At 68.5% G+C, this 19624-nt stretch carries 26 protein-coding genes and 2 tRNA genes; 11 read left to right on the top strand and 17 right to left on the bottom strand.

The features are described 5' to 3' along the window. Positions 1-134: 134 nt before the first annotated feature. From Q0579_RS07020 to Q0579_RS06975, 10 genes are all read left to right on the top strand, one after another. Positions 135-608 carry a hypothetical protein gene (locus Q0579_RS07020; protein WP_298810504.1) on the top strand — a complete coding sequence of 158 codons (474 nt, stop codon included), beginning with the start codon at positions 135-137 and terminating at the stop codon, positions 606-608. A 96-nt stretch (positions 609-704) separates the two neighbouring features. Then, complete coding sequence (locus Q0579_RS07015) at positions 705-1124, top strand: XRE family transcriptional regulator (RefSeq protein ID WP_298810501.1); 420 nt, start codon at positions 705-707, stop codon at positions 1122-1124. After that, positions 1121-1291, top strand: coding sequence for a hypothetical protein (locus tag Q0579_RS07010; RefSeq protein ID WP_298810499.1), 171 nt, complete (start codon positions 1121-1123; stop codon positions 1289-1291). Before Q0579_RS07015 ends, Q0579_RS07010 begins: the two co-directional genes overlap by 4 nt. Further along, positions 1291-1473: a hypothetical protein gene (locus Q0579_RS07005; protein ID WP_298810494.1), complete on the top strand. Its 183-nt coding sequence runs from the start codon at positions 1291-1293 to the stop codon at positions 1471-1473. Before Q0579_RS07010 ends, Q0579_RS07005 begins: the two co-directional genes overlap by 1 nt. Continuing rightward, positions 1473-1811, top strand: a complete 339-nt coding sequence (locus Q0579_RS07000; protein ID WP_298810492.1) for a hypothetical protein — start codon at positions 1473-1475, stop codon at positions 1809-1811. The genes Q0579_RS07005 and Q0579_RS07000 overlap by 1 nt, the downstream gene beginning before the upstream one ends. Continuing rightward, entirely contained in the window at positions 1811-1990 is a 180-nt protein-coding gene (locus tag Q0579_RS06995) for a hypothetical protein (RefSeq protein WP_298810490.1), read from the top strand. The genes Q0579_RS07000 and Q0579_RS06995 overlap by 1 nt, the downstream gene beginning before the upstream one ends. Positions 1991-2363: 373 nt before the next feature. After that, positions 2364-4085 carry a ParB/RepB/Spo0J family partition protein gene (locus Q0579_RS06990; RefSeq protein ID WP_298810488.1) on the top strand — a complete coding sequence of 574 codons (1722 nt, stop codon included), beginning with the start codon at positions 2364-2366 and terminating at the stop codon, positions 4083-4085. Continuing rightward, positions 4082-4486, top strand: coding sequence for a hypothetical protein (locus tag Q0579_RS06985; RefSeq protein WP_298810486.1), 405 nt, complete (start codon positions 4082-4084; stop codon positions 4484-4486). Before Q0579_RS06990 ends, Q0579_RS06985 begins: the two co-directional genes overlap by 4 nt. After that, positions 4483-5124 carry a J domain-containing protein gene (locus Q0579_RS06980; protein WP_298810484.1) on the top strand — a complete coding sequence of 214 codons (642 nt, stop codon included), beginning with the start codon at positions 4483-4485 and terminating at the stop codon, positions 5122-5124. The genes Q0579_RS06985 and Q0579_RS06980 overlap by 4 nt, the downstream gene beginning before the upstream one ends. Before the next feature lie 88 nt (positions 5125-5212). After that, complete coding sequence (locus Q0579_RS06975; protein WP_298810516.1) at positions 5213-6835, top strand: recombinase family protein; 1623 nt, start codon at positions 5213-5215, stop codon at positions 6833-6835. Here Q0579_RS06975 and Q0579_RS06970 read toward each other — a convergent pair. From Q0579_RS06970 to Q0579_RS06960, 3 genes are all read right to left on the bottom strand, one after another. Next, a tRNA-Met gene (locus Q0579_RS06970) sits at positions 6792-6868 on the bottom strand. The genes Q0579_RS06975 and Q0579_RS06970 overlap by 44 nt on opposite strands. Before the next feature lie 55 nt (positions 6869-6923). Beyond that, positions 6924-7472, bottom strand: coding sequence for a 2'-5' RNA ligase family protein (locus Q0579_RS06965; RefSeq protein WP_298810481.1), 549 nt, complete (start codon positions 7470-7472; stop codon positions 6924-6926). After that, a complete protein-coding gene (locus tag Q0579_RS06960) occupies positions 7469-9352 on the bottom strand; it encodes a potassium transporter Kup (protein WP_298810513.1) in 1884 nt (627 codons plus the stop codon). Before Q0579_RS06960 ends, Q0579_RS06965 begins: the two co-directional genes overlap by 4 nt. 174 nt (positions 9353-9526) lie before the next feature. Between Q0579_RS06960 and Q0579_RS06955 the strand changes: the two genes are divergently transcribed. Beyond that, positions 9527-9742, top strand: a complete 216-nt coding sequence (locus tag Q0579_RS06955; protein WP_219768628.1) for a DUF3072 domain-containing protein — start codon at positions 9527-9529, stop codon at positions 9740-9742. A 47-nt stretch (positions 9743-9789) separates the two neighbouring features. Here the strand turns inward: Q0579_RS06955 and Q0579_RS06950 are convergent, their stop codons facing one another. The 14 genes from Q0579_RS06950 to gspF form a co-directional block, all read right to left on the bottom strand. Further along, the gene (locus Q0579_RS06950) at positions 9790-10446 is read right to left on the bottom strand and encodes a hypothetical protein (RefSeq protein ID WP_298810478.1); all 657 of its coding nucleotides are present in this window, start codon (positions 10444-10446) and stop codon (positions 9790-9792) included. Positions 10447-10474: 28 nt separating this feature from the next. Next, positions 10475-10909, bottom strand: coding sequence for a cytochrome c maturation protein CcmE (gene ccmE, locus Q0579_RS06945; RefSeq protein ID WP_298810476.1), 435 nt, complete (start codon positions 10907-10909; stop codon positions 10475-10477). 97 nt (positions 10910-11006) lie between these two features. Beyond that, positions 11007-11732, bottom strand: a complete 726-nt coding sequence (gene ccmC / locus Q0579_RS06940; protein WP_298810475.1) for a heme ABC transporter permease CcmC — start codon at positions 11730-11732, stop codon at positions 11007-11009. A gap of 65 nt (positions 11733-11797) precedes the next feature. Further along, positions 11798-12844 (bottom strand): Glu/Leu/Phe/Val dehydrogenase dimerization domain-containing protein, encoded by a 1047-nt coding sequence (locus Q0579_RS06935; protein ID WP_298810473.1) that lies wholly within the window; start codon positions 12842-12844, stop codon positions 11798-11800. 23 nt (positions 12845-12867) lie between these two features. Beyond that, a tRNA-His gene (locus Q0579_RS06930) sits at positions 12868-12944 on the bottom strand. 151 nt (positions 12945-13095) lie between these two features. Next, entirely contained in the window at positions 13096-13818 is a 723-nt protein-coding gene (gene gspN / locus Q0579_RS06925; protein WP_298810472.1) for a type II secretion system protein N, read from the bottom strand. Next, positions 13818-14294, bottom strand: coding sequence for a type II secretion system protein GspM (gene gspM, locus Q0579_RS06920; RefSeq protein ID WP_298810470.1), 477 nt, complete (start codon positions 14292-14294; stop codon positions 13818-13820). The genes gspN and gspM overlap by 1 nt, the downstream gene beginning before the upstream one ends. Positions 14295-14334: 40 nt before the next feature. Further along, a complete protein-coding gene (gspL, locus tag Q0579_RS06915) occupies positions 14335-15444 on the bottom strand; it encodes a type II secretion system protein GspL (protein WP_298810468.1) in 1110 nt (369 codons plus the stop codon). Then, on the bottom strand, positions 15441-16409 hold the full coding sequence (gspK, locus tag Q0579_RS06910; protein WP_298810467.1) for a type II secretion system minor pseudopilin GspK: 969 nt from the start codon (positions 16407-16409) through the stop codon (positions 15441-15443). Before gspK ends, gspL begins: the two co-directional genes overlap by 4 nt. Then, positions 16396-17061 (bottom strand): type II secretion system minor pseudopilin GspJ, encoded by a 666-nt coding sequence (gspJ, locus tag Q0579_RS06905; protein WP_298810464.1) that lies wholly within the window; start codon positions 17059-17061, stop codon positions 16396-16398. Before gspJ ends, gspK begins: the two co-directional genes overlap by 14 nt. Further along, positions 17058-17450, bottom strand: a complete 393-nt coding sequence (gene gspI, locus Q0579_RS06900; RefSeq protein ID WP_298810461.1) for a type II secretion system minor pseudopilin GspI — start codon at positions 17448-17450, stop codon at positions 17058-17060. The genes gspJ and gspI overlap by 4 nt, the downstream gene beginning before the upstream one ends. Next, entirely contained in the window at positions 17437-17919 is a 483-nt protein-coding gene (locus Q0579_RS06895) for a GspH/FimT family pseudopilin (RefSeq protein WP_298810459.1), read from the bottom strand. Before Q0579_RS06895 ends, gspI begins: the two co-directional genes overlap by 14 nt. Positions 17920-17946: 27 nt before the next feature. Then, positions 17947-18384, bottom strand: a complete 438-nt coding sequence (gene gspG, locus Q0579_RS06890) for a type II secretion system major pseudopilin GspG (RefSeq protein ID WP_298810457.1) — start codon at positions 18382-18384, stop codon at positions 17947-17949. Between the two features lie 8 nt (positions 18385-18392). Further along, positions 18393-19616: a type II secretion system inner membrane protein GspF gene (gene gspF, locus Q0579_RS06885; protein WP_298810455.1), complete on the bottom strand. Its 1224-nt coding sequence runs from the start codon at positions 19614-19616 to the stop codon at positions 18393-18395. Positions 19617-19624 lie beyond the last annotated feature (8 nt).

Genomic DNA, 19624 nt, shown 5'->3' with positions numbered 1-19624 from the left:
TTCGGCCGCTCGCAGACCGGTCGGAACGTGGTGCCAGCCGCCGCGAGTAGTGTCAGTCTGCGAGCTTCAGCATGTGACACTCCCGGCGCCGGCCGTATGCAGCGATCGGCGCCGCATTTTCGGACGCGTGCGGCATGACGAAGCAGCGCCCGCCTGTGTCGATCGAGAACACGCTCTACCGTGTACTTGGCGACCTCGGCATCGATCGCGCCGCGGAGGTGACCGGCCGCGAGCAGGGCTACCTGCGCGGCCTCTCCGATCACGATCGCCGCGAGCAGCTAACCGTACGCGACATGCTCCTGCTCGACCTCGCCTGTCGCGAGGCCGGTGACCCGACCTTCCCCTTCTACGAGACCGTCGGCCTGCTGCTGAAGGAGGCCAGCGCCGAGCGTTTCGCCGACGCGGCCGCGATCGGCCGCCACGCCCAGGTCACCGCGCGCGAAAGCGGCGAGGCGCTGGCCGCCATCATGGCGGCCGCGATCGCCGCCGGCAGCGACCCCAAAGCGATCGATCACGCGCTGCGCGAGACTGAGGAAGCCTATGGCGCATTCGGCGACGTGATCGCGACGCTCCGCGCGCAGAAGGCAAAGGCAGAGCTGCCGCCGTGATCTGAGCCGCTCTGCTGCGTCCCACTACCACCCACTACCCGCCGCCCCGCTCGCCTCGTGCTTTCGGGAACGGCTTTTCGCGGTCTGAGGCCTGCCGTGTCCAACGATCAATCGCAGCTACAGGTTCTGACGCCCGGCGCGTACCTGCGCGCGCGCCGCTGGGTAGCCGGCCTTTCCATCGATGAAGTCGCCGCTCGACTGAGTACGGATCCTCGACTTGGCGAGGTCGACCGAATTGACCTGCTGAAGTCGATCGAGGCCGACGTCGCGCCGGCGTCGTTCTCGACGATCGTCGCGCTCCGGATCGTCTTTAGCTTAGATCTGGACGCTCTCGCTCTGCTCGACGCGATCGCGCGCGGACAGATGCCGATCAGCGTAGCGCCCGTGCTGTGCGCGCTCTGCGGCTCGCAACCCGGCGACATCATTCCGTCGCACCTGAAATGGTTGCGCACTGACCGTTGCCCTGTCTGCACTACCTTCGCGGCACCAGCTGAGCCGATCGGAGCCGCGGCATGACGCCCTATGCGCGCTCAGCACTCAGCGCCGGCGCTGTGTTCGTCGGAATGGCCGGCGGCGCCGTCATCTACGGCCGCACCGACATTGCCTTCTTCTTCGCCATCATCGCAGCCGCCTGCGCGTTCACCGTGCTGCGCGAGCTGCTCCACAAGGAGCCCCGCCTGTGATGCCTGCTGACATTCACCCGATTGATTGCCGCGGCGCCTGCTGCGAGCCGTGGCGCACCGATCGCTACCAGCTGACCTCGCTCGACAAGGTCTGCCTGCAGATCATCGCCGGCCTGCCGCTCGGCTGGTCGATCGCTTGGACCGCCGATCACGCGCTGCAGCTGCTGCGCGCGGTGTTCTGATGCGGAAGCTCAAGCTCTTCTACCGAGACATTGAGGTCGGCACTTTACCGGCTCCCGACAACTTTCGACCGCCGATCACGCAAGCTGAGCTTGATGGCATACCCGCGATGCTTATCGCGCGCTCGCGTTCGTGGCTGTTGGACATTCGGCCGTCAGATCTCAGGCTCGAGCTGCGCGGTGACGAGATCGTCGTCATCGCATCAGACAAGCTTGGGCCCGGCGACATTGGTTGCCTCGTAGGCTTCGAGCACTCGGCCGAGGGCGCCTTCTGTACGCCTGACGAGAGCATGATCAGCCTCGCTGGTGACGTGCTTCGCGCGAACGGTGGAGATCGCTAGTGTCGCCGAACCCGGGCTACCTCCCGACCGAGGCGATCGGCAGGCGCGTCCGCGTGATCCTGCGCGGTGACCGCCCCGGTGACGCCCCGCACGAGTGGCCTGCGGACGGCCGCTTCGGCTGCACCTGGTCGAAGGCAGGCCACCCAGCCGACATCGAGCAGTACGAGGTCGTGCAGTAATGTGCGAGCGCGTCCCCCTTGACGGTGGCGGCTTCGCCTTCGTGTGCGGCGGGCACCGCCCGCGGCGCCGCTGCGCATGCGGCGCGCGCGCGACGCTGCAGTGCGACTGGAAGGTACCGGGCAAGCGCTCGGGAACCTGCGACGCCTACGTGTGCAGCAGTTGCGCCACGTCGCCGGCGGCGGGGAAGGATCTCTGCAAGAGGCACACGGCCGCCTTTGCCGACTGGCAGCGCGAGCACGCGCAACGCGACCTCTTCACGCAACAGCCGACCGGTTCGGGGAGCCGGCCGGATGCGACTCCCTTCCCCGATCCAGCCATGCCGACACTTCGACCTGCCGGTGCGGCTTCCCACAAGCCGGAGACGTACCCGTCATGAAGAAAGGATCTGCCGCCGCCAAGCCCCTCGCGACGATCGTGCCATCGTCGCCGGAGCCTATCCAGCTCGGCCTTCTGCGCCGCGCGCCCGAGAACGTGCGCCACACGCGCGTCGACGAAGATGTCGAGACGCTCGCCGATGACATCACCGCGCACGGCCTGCTCTCGTCGCTGATAGGCTACCGCAGCGACTGGCCCGAGGACGCCGACCGCGTATTCGTGGTCGGAGGTGGGCGCCGCCTGCAGGCGCTCCAGCTGCTTTACGAGCGCGGCGCCGTTGACGATCGCTTCCCGGTACCAGTGCTGATCCGAGACGCCGAGCTGGCCGTCGAACTGTCGCTGGCCGAGAACCTGCAGCAGCGCACCATGTCGCCGGTCGACGAATTTGTTGCCTTCAAGGCGCTGATCGACACCGGCCACCACTCGCCCGCCAGCCTCGCCAAGCGCTTCGGCTTTACCGAGCGGCTGGTGAAGCAGCGCCTGCGCCTCGCCGAGCTGGCCGAGCCGGTGCTGCAGGGACTCGCCGATCGGGAGATCACGCTCGACGCGGCGATGGCCTATGCGACCACGCAGGACAAGGATCGGCAGGCGAAGGTCTACACCAGCCACCGCAAGGGCGCGGGGTCAACCTGGTCGCACCAGCCATCGCACATCCGCGGAGATCTCGCCAAAAGCTCGATGGACACCGACGATCCGCTGTTTCGCTTCGTCGGCGCTGACAGCTACGAGAAGAGCGGCGGTGAGTACGAGGACGATCTCTTTACGCCGGTCGGCGAGAAGAAGATGCTGCTTACGCCGTCGATCCTGAAGGACTTGGCGCAGGCATGGGCTGATCACCGCGCGGCCGATCTGATCGCGACGCTGCGCGAAAATTCCGCTTGGTCACCGTCGATCGAAGGGTACGTGCTGGTGCCCGGGCTGCGTTTCGAAAGCTGGGGGGCGAACGTGAAGCCGACCGCTCCGAACGGCTACGTCCTGGTCGATACCTGGCGTAGTGATCGCGTGTGGAACACCATCCGCAACAACCGCATCGCCGCGCGCGTCGTCGTCGGCATCGATCCCAAGGGCGAGCTGATCGCCTGGCCCCGCTGGATCTTGGTCGACGCCGAGCAGAGGCAAGCCGTCGACCCGACCGTGCACCACGTGGCCGGGCCGGTCGAGACCTCCGAGCAGCGAGCCGCACGCGAGCGCGCGGCCGCGGTCGACACCTTGGCTCGCCGCCTCGCTATCGGCCCATTCGCCGGCTCGCGTTGGCAGGGTCGAGCATACTGGCCCGATCGCTGGCAAGCGCGCGAGCAGCGCGACCGGAAGGATGGCGTGGACGGCTGGCTGGTACCGGTGACGATCTTCGTCAGCGATGTAGAGGTCGCGGCGCAGGCGACCGCGGCCGAGCGCGAGTATGTCGCGCAGCTCGCCGCCGCGGCCGACGCCGATAGCCGCGCCGAGGCGCGCGCGGCCGAGCTCGAGGCGATGGACCCGCCGGCGGTCGTCGTCATCGAAGGCGACGTGTGGATACGCGAGGAAGACGGCGGCTACGTCACCGACGATGGCGAAGGCTTTGTCGACAGCTGGCTCGACCTAATCGCGAATTACGACGCCGCTGACGTGACCGAGACATACGCCAGCCGCGACGATTGGAGCCAGAATACCGGCGCGGCGACGTCGACCGACCCAGCGAACGACGATGCCACCACCCCAGCAGCCGAGGCCGCAGAATGAGTGCGGCCGAGCAGATGAAGATCAGCGCGCAACAGGCGGCGATCGCGGCGGGCAATGCGGTGCTCCGTGGTGAAGGTGACGGCACATATAGCGAAGCCGAGGATGCGATCCGACTGCTGATCGCCGCCGTTGAGCCCGCGGTTGCACTCACTTCGCCGCTGTCGGAGCCGTTACGCGACATCTTGGGTCTGATGTGCTTTCAGCTCGGATCACTCGCTCACGCATATCGGCGAGCCGGCGAATTCAACGGCGCCGACGGTCCTCTCCAGGCGCGGGCTGAAGACGAGCAGGCGTTCATGCTCCACAAAATACTCGGGCTCTGGCTGCTGCACGGGGACGGTTGGCGGCAGCCGCTCAGCGACGATCTGTTGCGCGTTACCTCCGCAAAGGTGCCGGCATGAGCGCGCCAGAGATCCAGCCGGGCTACCCGTTGCGCTGGCCGGAAGGTCGACCGCGGACACCGGCGCCGACGCCGGCGGCGTTCCGACACGATGGTCGCCCGATCACGTACACGGCCGCCAAGCGGCGTTTACGTCAGCAGCTCCACGCGATGAGTCGCGCCGGCAAGCCGTGGCGCACGACCGACATGATCCTGTCGACCAACATCCGCTTCACCGCGGCGGGCACGCGCGATCAGAACGTGAGCAAGCGCGATCCGGCCGACACCGGCGTGGCGTTCTACTTCGACCTCGACGGCCGGGCGCACGTCCTCGCCTGCGATCGCTGGGACACGGTGCCCGGTAACATCGCGGCGATCGCCGCGCACATCGAGGCGCTGCGCGGGCAGGAGCGCTGGGGTGTCGCGACGCTGCGACAGGCATTCGCCGGGCATGCCGCGCTGCCGGCGCCGGGTGCGGCCTCGGTCCGCGATTGGTGGATCGTGCTCGAGCTGCCGAGCCGCGACGCGACGCGGCGCGATGTCGATGCAGCCTACCGCCGTCTTGCGAAAGAGCGTCACCCTGACACCGCCGGCTTCCGCGGTGCCTGGGATGACCTGGTCGCCGCCTATGAGACCGCGAAGCTGGAGTGCAGTCCATGACGCCGGGAATAAAAGCTCTCGTCGAGGCGATTGCCCGCGAGATGGCGGCCGAGGATGTTCGGCAATCCACTGACTGCCGGAGTCGTCCATGCCCCGTTGTGCCATCTACGCCCGCTTTTCCACCGACAAGCAGAGCGCTACCTCAGCCGAGGACCAGGTCCGCGACTGCCGTGCACGCGCCGCGCGTGAAGGCTGGGATGTCGTCGACGTCTATACCGATCTCGCCATCTCGGGCGCCAACAACCGGCGCCCGGGAATGACGCAGATGCTTGCTGACGCAGCTGCCGGCTCCTTCGACATAGTGATCGTTGAGGATCTCGATCGCGCCGCGCGCGACCTCGAGGACATAGCCGGCATCTACAAGCGGCTGGCGTTCGCCGGCGTCCGCCTGTGGGCGCTCAGCGTCGGCGAGGTGACCGAACTGCACATCGGGCTGAAAGGCACGATGGATAGCCTTGAGTTGAAGAAGCTCGCTGAGAAGATCCGGCGAGGACAACGCGGCGCCGTATCACGCGGCCGCGTTCCCGGCGGCTTGGCTTACGGCTACGAGGTGGTGGCGGCGCTGGACGCGAAAGGCGAACTCGACCGCGGTCAGCGCCGGATCAACGAGGTCGAGGCGAAGATCATCCGCCGGGTCTACACGGAGTATCTCGCCGGCCGCAGCCCCAAGGCGATCGCGCATGGGCTAAATGCCGATGGCATCCCCTCGCCTCGCGGCGGTGAGTGGCGGGCGTCTTCGATCTACGGGTCGCGATCGCGCGGGCTCGGCCTGCTGCACAACCCGATTTATGGCGGGCGCTTTCTGTACAATCGCGTGCGGATGGTCCGCGATCCTGAGACGCGAAAGCGGCTCTCTCGCAACAACGCTGCCAACGACCGTACCTACGTCGATATGCCGCACCTGCGGATCGTGGACGAGGCGACTTGGCAGAAGGTCCAGGACGAAGCCGACCTACGCTCGACCGGCCCGCTGGTCAGCCACGTGCGACCAAAGCACCTGCTGACTGGCTTGGTGAAGTGCGGCTGCTGTGGCGGATCGATGGTCGTCGTGAACCGCACGCGCATCGGCTGCGTGCGCCATCGCGAGGCCGGTACCTGCGACGTTGCCGCCCGCATCGATCGGCACGAGCTGGAAGAGCGCGTCCTCGCTGGCATCAGCGAACGCTTGCTCGCACCCGAGGCCGTCAGCCACCTGGTCAACCGGTACCACGCTGCGATTGCCGACGAGCAAGCATCGATGCGGAAGCGAACCGAGTCGATCGACCGCAAAATCGCCACGCTGGACAAGGCGATCACGCGCCTGGTCGCGGCGATCGCCGAGGGAGGCGTCGACTTTGTCGAGATCCGCGAAGCGATGATCGCCCGCAAGGCCGAGCGCGAGGCGCTACGCCGTCAGAAGGAGGAAGCTGACGCGGGTCCGGTGATCGCACTCAATCCGCGCGTGATCGACGCCTACCGCACCAAGGTGCGGCAGCTGGCCGCGTCGATTCGCTCGCCCGCGGCAAATGGTCACGAAGTCATGACGCGCCTGCGCGACCTGATCGAACAGGTTACGCTCACGCCGTTGAATGATGGGGCATGGACGATCGAGGTCCAATCCTCGTTGGGGGGTGTCGTCGCTCTCGCAACAACACCCTCCCAAGGAGGTCTTCGCCGAACGCTCTCGGTGGTAGCGGAGGAGGGACTTGAACCCCCGACCCCAGGATTATGATTCCCGTGCTCTAACCAGCTGAGCTACTCCGCCATGAAGCGACCGGAGCGTCTGCGAGGCGCGGGCTATAGCAGCCGCGAAGATCGCGTCAAGCGCCGAACTTGTGCACCGACAATTGCTCCCACGGACCGCCGCGATACCACCATGCCGCCAGCCCCGCGACCTGCACGCGACGCGGCGCGAAGCCTGCCTGCAGCACGGCGAGCGTCTTTTTCGCCTCGGCGGGCTCGACTTTGTTCTGGATTGTCACGTGCGGGCGCCAGCCGGCCTGGTCCTGCGGTGTCAGCAACCCGGTGAACGCCTCTGCCAGCCGCGCCCGCAGCGCCACGAGGTCGGGGCTCTCGATCCGGTAGGCGACCCCGCGCCCCAGCGAGATCAACCCGCCGACACGCGCGTCGGGCGCGCGGACCTGCCGCGTTTCCTCGCTCAGCCGCCGCTTGACCTCGGCCGCGACGCTCGGCGGCAGATGGTGGAACATCGTCAGATGGGCGTCGAGCTGGTTGCGCTCGGGCGGAAAATAGGCGCGGCGTTGCTGGTCGAACCACGCCTGATCGGGATGTGCGAAGAGGGCGGTGACGATGATCGGCGCGTTCAGCCCCGCTGGCTGATCCTGGCCGTGCTCGCCAGCGCCGCTCATATCTCGATCTGGCTTCCCAGTTCGACCACGCGGTTGGTTGGCAGGCGGAAGAATTCCATCGCGCTTTCCGCGTTCCGCAGCATCCACGCGAACAGCTTCTCGCGCCACACCGCCATGCCGGGCCGTTCCGATGCGAGCAGCGTCTGACGCGACAGGAAGAAGCTCGTCTCCATCATCCGGAACTCCGCGCCGCACCCGCCGAAGCCTTTCAGATGCGCGGGCACGTCGGGCTCCTCCATGAAGCCGTAGCGCAGGATCACGCGGTGGAAGCCCTGACCCAGATCCTCGTGGAGGAAGCGGTCCTCCTCGGGGAAATATGGCATGTTGGTGACGCGCACCGTCAGCAGGATCACCCGGTCGTGCAGCACGCGGTTGTGCTTCAGATTGTGGAGCAGTGCCGGCGGCACCCCCTCGGGGGTCGAGGTCATGAACACCGCCGTTCCCGACACGCGCGTTGCCGAGCTCGCCGCCGAATCGATGAAGATCTTGATCGGCATCGCCGCCTCGCGCATCCGCTCGAGCATCAGCTTGCGCCCCGTCGACCAGGTGGTGAGCAGCAGGAACACGATGCTCGCGATCATCAGCGGGAACCAGCCGCCGTCGGGCACCTTGGTCAGGTTGGACGCGAAATACAGGCCGTCGATGGTCAGGAAGATCGCCTCGAACGCGATCACGGCATAGAGCGGCCAGTGCCACACGCGCCGGATCAGCACGCCGACCATGCAGGTCGAGATGAACATCGTGCCCGTCACCGCGATGCCATAGGCTGCGGCAAGGTTGGACGATTCACCAAAGCCGAAGATCAGCAGCAACACCATCACCAGCAGCGCCCAGTTCGCGCTCGGAATGTAGATCTGTCCCGCTTCCGACGCACTGGTATGTTCGATCCGGATGCGCGGCATCAGCCCGAGCTGCACTGCCTGCTGCACCACCGAATATGCACCGGTGATCACCGCCTGGCTCGCGATCACGGTCGCCATCGTCGCCAGGATGACCAGCGGCAGGCGCCAATCCTCCGGCGCCATCAGGAAGAACGGGTTCTCCGCCGCGGACGGCGTCGCCAGCAGCAGCGCGCCCTGCCCGAGATAGTTGAGCATCAGCGCAGGGAACACGAACACCAGCCACGCCCAGGAGATCGGCTGACGACCGAAATGCCCCATGTCGGCGTAGAGCGCCTCCGCCCCCGTCACGCACAGCACGACCGAGCCGAGCGCCAGGAACGCCAGCCGCCCGTCGTTCGCGGCGAAGCGCACCGCCCACATCGGGTTCAGCGCCCACAGAATGTCGGGCCGCGCCGCGATGTGGATCAGCCCCAGCACCGCCAGCACGACGAAATAGACCAGCATGATCGGGCCGAACAGCCGCCCGACCTTCGCCGTGCCGATCGACTGGAGATAAAACAGCGCGATAATGATCGTCACCGCGATCGGCAGCACGAACGAGTCGAACCCCTGCTCGACCGTCGCCAGTCCTTCGACCGCCGACAGGACCGAAATGGCGGGCGTGATCATGCAGTCGCCGAAGAACAATGCGGTCGCCAGCACGCCGAGCATGACGAGGCTGGTGCCCCAACGCTTGCCCGACTGCGATCGCCGCTGGATCAGCGCGAGCAGCGCCAGGCTGCCGCCCTCGCCGTTGTTGTCGGCGCGCAGGATCATCAGCACGTATTTGACCGTCACGATCGAGATCAGCGACCAGAACATCAGGCTGACGACGCCGAAGATGTGGAGCTGATCGACCGTCAGCGGATGGTGTCCGACGAACACCTCCTTCATCGCGTAGAGCGGGCTCGTTCCGATGTCGCCGTACACGACGCCGATCGCCCCCAGCGCGAGCTTCACCAGCCCGTCGCGCGCATGTGGTTGGTGCGTGCCGCCCAGCTGTGTCCGCGACGCGGGATCCTCGGTGTTCACGCCAGCGCCGTTCTAACCGAGGTCACGGCCACGTCCGTCATTGTCCCCATTGCGACGCCGCGCCTAGCACTGTCCCCCTGCGCTCGCAACGCGGAACAGGAAGCGAACACGAAGCGTTCGGCCCGGCGAAAGGAACACCTGATGAGCGACACCAATCCCAAGTCTGAACCGTTCAGCAATGCCGAAAAGGATCCGGACGACTGGACGACCGGCGGCGAGGCGATGACCGGCGCGCAGGCAAGCTACTTGAAGACGCTGAGCGAAGAAGCGCACGAGGAGTTCGACGACTCGCTGACCAAGGCCGACGCGTCGAAGAAGATCGACGAATTGCAGGCGAAGACCGGCCGCGGCCAGTAACGTGCCCGACGCGACGCGGCCGCCATCTGGGGCCGCGTCGCCCCGCGTCAGCGTATAGCGCCGCTGGCGAGCAGACGTTCGAGTAGCGCCAGCCTCAATCCGATCTCACGCCGATACGACGCTCCTTGCGGTGACAACGCGAACGCGCGTCGCCAATATGCCCGCGCCGTCGCGAAATCGCCCGCCCGCACATAGGCCAGCCCGGCGTAGAAGGGCGGAGCCGGGTGCTCGGGTGCGAGCTGCGCAGCGCGGCGGAACGCGAGCAGCGCTGGCGGCTGCACCGGCCCTGCCGCGCTCGCGCCGGCTGCACCGCTCTCGGACACTCCGGCAAGCGTGGTCCCCAACCAGGTCCAGGCGATAAAGCTGTTCGGCAGCTTGCGCACCGCGCCCAGCATTACCTGCGCCGCCGCCGCCGGGTCGCCGCTGCGCGTCATCGCATCCGATGCGATCAGATAGGCCGCATCCTGCGTGTAGCTGCCCAGCATGCTGGCGCGGAGCGCGATCATCTCGGGTTCGATCGGCGCCGCGTCGATCCTTGGGCTCGCATCCGCGCTCGTCAGCAGCGGCCGGCCCTGCCACGCATAGCCTGCCGCCCCCAGGAACAGCGCCGCGCCGACGAGCGACCACAACGGCCGCGCCACGCGCAACGCGACCAGTGCAGCGAACGCCGCCGCGCCCAGCAGCGCGAGCGTCAGATAACCCATCGCGTCCCGCCCTGCTCCGCCGTGCCGCTCATCGCTTCAGCGTCTTCGTCTCGTGCATCCGCCCCTTCATCTCGGGCGGCATGTACTTTTCATCGTGCTTGGCGAGCAGGTTGGTCGCGGTGAACGATCCATCGCGGTTGAAATGCCCCTCCGCCACCACGCCCGACCTTTCACGGAACAGGTCGGGCGCGATGCCCTTGAAGCGCACCGGCGTCGTCGCCTTCCCATCGGTCACGGTGAAGTCGATCGACACGCCGTCCGCCGCGCGTTTGATCGAGTGATCCGCCACCATGCCGCCCAGTCGCACCGCCTTGTCGGGCGCGGGCAGCGCGCCTGCCACATCGGACGGCGCGTAGAAGAACGCCGCCTGATCCTTCAACCCCGACAGCGCCAGCACCGCCGCCAGCGCGATCGCGAGCACGCCCGCCCCCGCGAGCGCCATGCGCTGGTTCTTGGCCGTCACTTTTCCGCGCGCCGCATCGCGAGATAGCTAACGATCGACAGAATCGCCGCGCCGCCCAGCGTCACCGCATAGGCGGCCGCCACGAAGGGCCAGGCGTTCACGCCGCCGCCCGCCGCCGCAGTCGCGCCTCGGCCTTCGCGGTTGCCAGCAGCGCGCGCATCCGCATCAGCACGATGGCAGCGAACAGCAGGGTGAACCCGACCAGCGTGAACGGCAGCGGCCACAGGATCGATCGGTCGATCGTCGATTGCGTCAACCCGATGCTCGGCCCCTGGTGCAGCGTGCTCCACCATACCACCGAGTAACGGATGATCGGCAGCAGCACCGACCCGGCGATCCCGTACAGCGCGGGTATCTCGCCCGCCCCGCCGCGTTCGCGGTCAGCGCGCGACAGCGCCATATAGCCGAGATAGACGAACAACAGCAGCAGCATCGAGGTCAGCCGCCCGTCCCACTGCCAATAGGTACCCCAGGTCGGCCGCCCCCAGATCGCACCCGTCACCAGACAGATCGCGGCGAACACCGCACCCGGCACCGCGATCGCGCGCGCGGCGATCGCCGCCAGCGGGTGTCGCCAGACGAGGAACGCGATGCTCGACAGCGCGATACCGCTCCACCCGCCCATCCCCAGCCACGCGGCGGGGACGTGCAGGTAGATGATCCGCACGCTCTCGCCCTGCAGATAGTCGGGCGGCGTCCGCGTCAGCCCGGCCCAGACCCCGAACGCGATCAACGCGACGCCCACCCAAAACAGCACCGGCGTCAGCGGTCGCGCGATCTTCAGGAAACGCGCGGGATTGGCAAAGGCATGAAGCGCGGGCACGATGCTACCGTTAGATCAGCCGCGCACGCGCGTCACGCCCCATGCCGGTCGCATCAGGCGGGCGATCAGCGTCCGATCAGGCGACGCGCCATGCGGTCGGCGACCTCGGCCGCGGGATCGCCCGTCGCCTCGCTCTCGTCCCACACCTGGTGCAGCCGCTCGGGGATGCGTGCGATCCGCGCCATCACCTCGGCCTCGTCGCCGTGGCCGAGATATTCTAGCCCGACGTTGATGATACCGCCCGCGTTGATGACATAATCGGGCGCATAGGTGATGCCCGCGTCGTGCAACCGCTGCCCTTCCGCCGCGGTGGCGAGCTGGTTGTTCGCGCCGCCCGCGACGATCTTTGCCTTCAACCGCCCGATCGACTCCTCGGTCAGGATCGCGCCCAGCGCGTTCGGGCTGACGATATCGGCGTCGGCGAACAGGATCTCGTCGGCAGGCGCGGTGGTCGCGCCCAGCTCGGCCGCCAGTCGCTCCGCGCGCGCCGTGTCGACGTCGGCGAGCGTCAGCACCGCGCCGTCCTTCGCCAGCAGGCGTGCAAGCCCGCCGCCGACCGAGCCGACGCCCTGGATCGCCACGCGCACGCCGCGCATGTCGTCGCTGCCGAGGCCACGCTTGGCGGCTGCCTTGACGCCGAGATAGACGCCGTGCGCGGTGTACGGGCCCGGGTCTCCACCCGCCGCGCCCTCGGCGACCGGCAGGCCTGAGACGTACTTGGTTTCGCCCGCGATCACCTTCATCCGCGCTTCGGACATGCCGACGTCTTCGGCGGTGACATAACGTCCGCCGAGCGACTCGACCTTCTGGCCGAACGCGCGCAACTGTTCGTCGCTGATGACCGCGCCCGGCTTGTCGGCCAGGATCACGCCCTTGCCGCCGCCCAGCTCCAGCCCCGCCATCGCGTTCTTGTAGCTCATGCCGCGCGACAAGCGCAGCGCGTCGGTGATCGCGCCCACGCCGCTTGCGTAATGCCAGAAGCGCGCGCCGCCCGCTGCCGGCCCGAGCGCGGTCGAGTGGATCGCGATCACGGCCTTCAACCCCGATGCGGGATCGGTGAACAGGTGTACGCCCTCGTGGTCGTCGAAATCAGGGAAGCCCCAGTTCGCCATAACGCTCCAGCCGGGTAGATTGATGGGGCGACCGACGGGACTTGAACCCGCAACTTCCGGCATCACAAGCCGGCGCTCTAACCAATTGAACTACGGTCGCCGCGAAGGCCCGCGCTTTAGTCACGCGCGCAACAATCCGTCAACCGACAAAGTGCGCCCTCAAGCTCCGCCTCCTCTACTCCCCTCCGTGACAAGGGAGGAGCCGCGGATGGGCAGGCACGACACGAAGCAGCTACGGCTCAGGCCTGCTTTTAAAACCGTCCCTCGATCGCCAGCATCCGCGCCGCCTCGTTCGCCACGAATCCGGCGGTGTCGAGCCGCGTCGCGACCGCCGGATCGCTCGGCACCAGCGTCAACTCAGCCCGGTAACGCCCGTCCGCCCATAGCCGCAACGCCGCGCCCTCGGTCCCCGCCGCGCTGACCAGCGGCAGCAGCAGCGCGCCACCGTCGCATCGCGCCGTTCCGCTCACCGCACCCGGCAGCGTCGCGCCCAGGAATGTTCCCGCGATCTGCGCGCGCACGCGCCCCTCGGCCGCCTCGCACGCCCCGTCGACGAAGCGCACGCTCACCTCGTCCAGGTTGAGTGCGGTGACCGGCAGCGGCGCGAAGGCGCTGCCCGGCTCGATCGGCCCGGTCGCGCCGATCACGCCCGCGCGGTTGCGCGACAGCTCGACCGTTCCCGACAGTGGCTGCACCGCACCACCGCCGCGGCTTTCCAGCGCCACCCGAGCACGCCCGATCAGCAGCGCCAGCGGCGACACCCGCGCGTCAAGATCACCCAGCGCCAGATCGCCGAAGCGTGCCTCGCTCAACCGCCCCGACCAGACGCTGCCTCGCACCTCGCGCGCCGCAAATCCCTTATCGTCGAGCCCGGCCCAACCGAGCACCAGCCGCAGCGGCAGCAGCGCCAGCATCGCCACCACGAACATCGCCAGGAACAGCGTCCGCCGGTTGGTCGTCAACCGTATCCGCATCACGCGGCTCGCGCCTTCAGCGTCATCTGCGCGGTCACCGTGCCGTCGCCATTGCCGCGCACGCTCAATCCGTCGACCAGCACGCCGTCATTCTCCAGATTGCCGATCCACGCCATTAGCGCGCCGGCCTTGGCGGTCGCGATCGAGGTACGAACGCGGTCGTTCGCTTCGGGCTCAAGCGTCGCCAGCGCGAACCCCGCCGCCTCGGCGCGCGCGCGCACCTCGTCGGCGAGCGGCAGTTGCACCGGGCGCGGTTGCCGCCGCTGGATCGCCTTCACCGCGGCGAGTTCGCGCTCCGCTTGCCCCACGCGCACCACCGCATCGGCGTAACGCTCGCGTGTCGACGACAGCCCGTTACGGACCGGGCGGATCACCAGCCCCCACACGATCGTCACCGCCAGCAATCCCAGCATCACCAGGATCAGCCGCCGCTCGCGCAAACTTCGCCCGGTAAACCAGGCGCGCAACTCGTTCATGCCCCCGCTCTCCGCTTGGTCGGGCGCCTCGTTCGATGCGTCATGGGGCCACCGTCAGGTCGCCCGACAAACGCCCGCCTGCCTGCTGGAACACGCCGCTCGTCACGGTGAAGCCTGCGCGCTCCAACTGCGTCTTGACCGTATTCGCCTGCCCCTCACCCGCGACCGACAACGAGACGCGCAGCGCGCCGGTCGGCTGGAAGTCGAGCGCGGTCACCTCGCTGTCGGGCACGGCCTGAACGATCTGGTACACCGCCGCCGCGGTGCGGCTGAACCCGCTGCCCGGCCCGCGCAGCCGCGACAGCCGCTCACCCAACATCCGCGCCGAATCGCCGTCGCCGCTGCCGCGCGGCAAACCTTGCCGCGCCACCGCTGCGGCGCGTGCCTCCAGGCTGTCCGCGCCCAGCGAATAGCGCGCGATCCGCACCAGATCGATCGCCAGCGTCGCGAGCAGGATCATCGCGACCAGCAGCCCCAGCCGCCTGACCAGCGCCCAATCGATCGATCTCCGCGTCCGCCGCGCGAACGGCCCTTGTCTGAGGTCGAGCGGCCACGCGGACGCCGCGCTCGCCGCCGCACGCCACACCTCGTCGCGCGCCAGCGCCACCGGCTCGGCATCCCCGACGATCAGCTCGGTCAGTCGTGCCTCGTCGGCAAAACCGGCGGAGCGCCCGCGCATCACCGCCTGCCCGCCGACCTCACCGCGCAACCAGCCCTCCTCGGGCTCGGGCAGCAGCAGCGGGGCGGGCACCATCGCGATCGGATCGATGCCGCGCGCGTTCATCTCGGCTAGCCACGCCGCCATGCGCTCGGGCGCGACCACCGCGATCGCGCGTTCTTCGCCGTCGCCGACTACGCGTGTCTCGCCGACCGCGACGTGCAGGTCGGTGGGCGTCGCGGTCGCGTCGCTCACCACGATCCGCGCCGCCGCCGCCGCCTGCGCCGCCGATCGCGCCGGGATCGCCGCCCAGTGGAGCGTCACCGCATCGGCGGGCGCGACCGCCACGACGGGCGCGCTCGCGTCGGCGTCCGCCTCGGGCAGTGGCATGCCCTCGCCCTCGTCGACCACGTCCGCACCGTCGCGGAACCGCCACCAGCGCCACGGCTGGTCTGCCTGCTGGGGCACGAAAAGGAGCGTCGCGGCGGTCATGATACGTCTCCCCATTGCCGCGCAACGAGCCGCGCGGGAAGGGTCCGCGCGTCGATCAATCCTTGTTCGTGCAATTCCGCGCCGTTCGCGACCACGTCGATCGTCAGCGCGAACCAGCCGGTCTTCACCCCCGTCTGCCCCTTTCCATCCATCGCCGGCGTGCCCGCGCCGGCGAGCGACAGCGCGTTCCACACCGGATCGGTCGTGGCGTAACCCTGTTCGGGCCGCCTGAGCAGCACGCCCCGCACCGCCTCAACCCCGCCGCCCGTCTCGATCAGCATCGCCAACAGCGGCGCTTGTTCCGGCAACAGCGTGTTGACGTTGATCGTCGCGCGCTCAACCGTCGGCAGCGCGCACAGCCACGGTCGCAGCAGCTGATATTGCTCCGCCGTCACCCCCGACACCGCGCGCAGTTCGCTCACGTCCGCCATCAGCGTCCCCGCGGTGCGATAGCCGCGATAGGCGCCATCCTCCGCCCCGCCCGGCAGAGCGGCGTCGTCCGAATCGATGAAATCGGCGGTTGCCGCCGGGATCGCGTCGCCCGCCGGTACCCGCAGCAATCGGATCAGCCGCTGGAATTGCAGCAGCGTCTGGTTGTTGGCGGCATAGGTGCCGTCGTCGCCGCGCACCACCAGGCTATTCAGATTGAAGCAATTGCCCCCGTCGCGCACCCGCGGGGTCGCCACGCCGCCGGGGATCGGCAGCCCGAACGGCCGGTCGCTCCATCCGCCCAGCAGCGCGACACGATCGCCCGCCTGCCTAAGCAGGCTCGTCACCCGCGTCGTCGCCAGCGTCTCGGCGGCATAAGCGTAGCCGCGCGCGGCATCGAGCGCCCCCGCATTGGCGGTCAGCCGCGTCGACACGCGCAATCGCTCCAACGCGGTCGCCGCCAACACCGCGATCACCGCGACCAGCAGCAGCACCGTCAGCAGCGCCGCGCCGCGCTCACCGTCACCGCGGCGCATTGGGCGTCGGCGTCGGCGTTGGGAACGGATTGGCGCCCGGCGCACCACTCACGCGAGCACGCGGCGAACCGGTGCCGACCAGGAACAGCATGCGGTACGCGGCACCATTGTCGCGCACCAGCGTCAGCTCGGCCGCCTGCGGCAAGGCAGCGACGGGCGTTCCCTCCCAGCGATCGCTCCACGCGCCGGCGTAGCGGAACCGCCACGTCGCCTGCCGCACCCCCTCGACGATCAGCGCCGCAGGGAGCGGTGCCGCGCCGTCGAGCGCGGGATAGCCGACGCGCTCGATCCCGCCCGCGGTCAGTTGATATTCGACCTTCTGCAACGTCGCGCGCGGCGACTGGTCGATGTTGCTCCACCCGCCGCGCACCAGCCGCAGCATCGGCACCTGCCCCGACCCGCCGGCGAAGGCGGGCAGCCGCACGCCGTTCTGATCGCGCGTCGGCCGGTCGACCGCCTGCGCCAGATCGGCGGTCAGGATCGACGACAGCCGGTTGATCGCGCCGATATCGTCCAGCGCCGCGCCCGCGGCGCCCTGCGCACGAACGCTGAATGCCAGCAGCGCGACACCCGCGGCGGCGATCATGCCGAAGATCATCAGCGCGATCATGACCTCGATCAGCGTGAAGCCGGCCTCGCGCACCTCTTTCACTGCTGCACGCTCGCCAGTTGTGCGGGCGGCCGGATCATCGTCGCGCGACCCAGCACCGCGCCCTCTTGGTCGGCGACCGCCACGTCGACGCGCATCACGTCGCCGTCACCGATCGCGCGCACGTTGCGGACCCAACGCCACGCGCGTCCGCCGTTCTGCTCGGCACCGCTCACGCGCCCGCGCGTCGGCGGCTGCACGCCGCTCACCGCCTCCACTGCCACGTTTTTGGCGACAATCTGAGCGAGCAGGGTCGATTGCAACAACGCAGTCGACCGGATCGTCGCGCCCTCCAACCGGATCAGCGCCAGCGCGGCAAGACTGAACACGGCGAGCGCGACCATGATCTCGATCAGCGTGAAGCCGCTGTCCCGAACACTAACCCGCGACACGAACGCTCCCGTCCGCCGCGATCGCGACGCTCGCGCTCGTCCCGTCGCGCCGGAGCGAGACGGTCAGTGACCGGTCGGCAAGCCCGGTCGTGTCGAACGTGACCCGCTCGCGTACGACGCTGGTCGCGCCCGTCCCCTCGCTCCAGCGCTCCACCCGCAGCGGCTTCTCGACCATCGCGGCCCATCGCCCGCCACGCCATTGGTCGAAGCCGTAGCCGCTCGGCGTCACCCACACGCTGACCGGCCTCGCATCGATGACTGCGCTGTCGTGCGCCGCGCGCACCCGCGTTGCAAAACGAGCCGCCTCGTCCATCAACCGCCCGCGCGGATCGGGCGTCGCCAGAACCGCGACCGCGGAGGCGAGCCCGATGATCGTCACCACGACCATCAGCTCAATGAGCGTGAAACCCCGCTCAGCCGAGCGCAGCTTCAACGCCGAGCCCCGCTCGGCCATCCCGTCCCACCGCATCAGATCGGCTCGCCGACGCGGCCGAACTTACTGCCAGCTACCGATGTCGGCATTGATCCCCTCACCGCCGTCCTTGCCGTCGGCGCCGAGCGTCCACACGTCCGCCGCGCCGTGCTGCCCGGGCGAGGCGTACAGATACGGACGGTTCCACGGGTCCTCGGGCAAGCGCTTGATATATCCGCCCGCCTGATAGCGCGACGCATCGACCCCCGCGGGCGCACTCACCAGCGCCTGCAATCCTTGAGAGGTCGTCGGATAGCTGCCCTGCTGGAGCCGGTACATTTCCAGCCCCTGCTCGATTGTCGCGATATCGGCCTTCGCCTTCTGGATGCGCGCAGTGTCGCCCGACGGCAGCACGTTCAGCGCCACGATCGTCGCGAGCAGACCGATGATGACAATCACCACCATCAGCTCGACAAGCGTAAAGCCGTTCTTGCGCCGGCGCTTCTTCTGTTCGGTACGCATAATCTTTCTCACTGTCCGGCAAGCGTGTTGAGCTGGAGGATCGGAAGCAGGATCGATAGCACGATCGTCGCGACGATGCCGCCCATGATGACGATGATCAGCGGCTCCAGCAGCGACAAAGCGGTCGCGGTGAAGCGGTCGAACTCGCGCTCCATGTAATCGGCCGCGCGCTCCAGCATCTCGTCCAGCCGCCCCGCCGCCTCGCCCGACGCCGCGAGATATACCAGCAGCGGCGGGAACACCGCGGTGCGCCGCATTGCCGCCGACAGGCTGCCGCCGCCGCGGATCGCGTCGGTGATCTCGTCCGACGCCGCCTTTAGCCGTCGATTATGGATCGTCCCCGCGGTCAGGTTCAGTCCCTCCAGCAGCGGCAACCGGCTCGCCACCATCGTCGACAGCGTCCGCGCCATCCGTGCCGCGTGCAGGTCGCGCAGCAATCGCCCGACCAGCGGCACGCGCAACAACCAGGTGTCGAACGCCAGCCGGATCGGCGGCTGCCGCAGCGCCGCCCACGCACTCAGGCCGGCGAGCACCAGCACCAGCAGCATCGCCCACCAGTAACCCGTGATCGCCGCCGACAGCGCGATCACCATGCGCGTGAGAAACGGCAACTCCTGCCCAACCGTGTCGAACTGCTCCACCACCTGCGGCACCACGAACGCCATCAGCGCGACCACGACACCCATCGCGACGGTCGCCAGCACCGCAGGGTACGCCATCGCGGTGAACAGCTTGCCCCTGATCTCCGCCTGGCGTTCGAGCAGCAGCGACAATCGCTCCATGATCTCCGGCAGCGACCCCGAACTCTCACCTGCCGCCACCATCGCGCGGTAGAGCGGCGGGAAGCTCTTGGGCTCGCGCGCCATCGCGTCCGCCAGCCGCCGCCCTTCGGTCACCCCCGCGTGGACGTTCTGCACGATCACGCGCACGCGCTCCTGCTCGGTCTGGCGCGATACGGTTCGCAAGCTCTCCTCCAACGGCGAGACGCGGTTCAACGTCGCCAACTGCCGCGTGAACAGCGTCAGCTGCTTGCCCGACATCTTCGCGCGACCGAGCTCGAGCCCGAACAGCGGGCGGCCCTTGCTCGCCGGCGCAGAGCCAGCCTCGATCTTGACGACGAACAACCGCCGCCGGTCGAGCACCGCGCGCGCCGCCTCGACCGACGCCGCCGCGACATGCCCCCGCGCCTCGTTACCGCGCGTGTCGATCGCGACGTAATCGAAGTCAGCCACGCCGCGTC

This window comes from uncultured Sphingomonas sp. (genome assembly GCF_936927845.1).
Taxonomy (GTDB): Bacteria; Pseudomonadota; Alphaproteobacteria; order Sphingomonadales; family Sphingomonadaceae; genus Sphingomonas.
The sequence above is the reverse complement of the archived record's forward strand: the minus strand, read 5'-3'. Positions and strand labels throughout refer to the sequence as shown.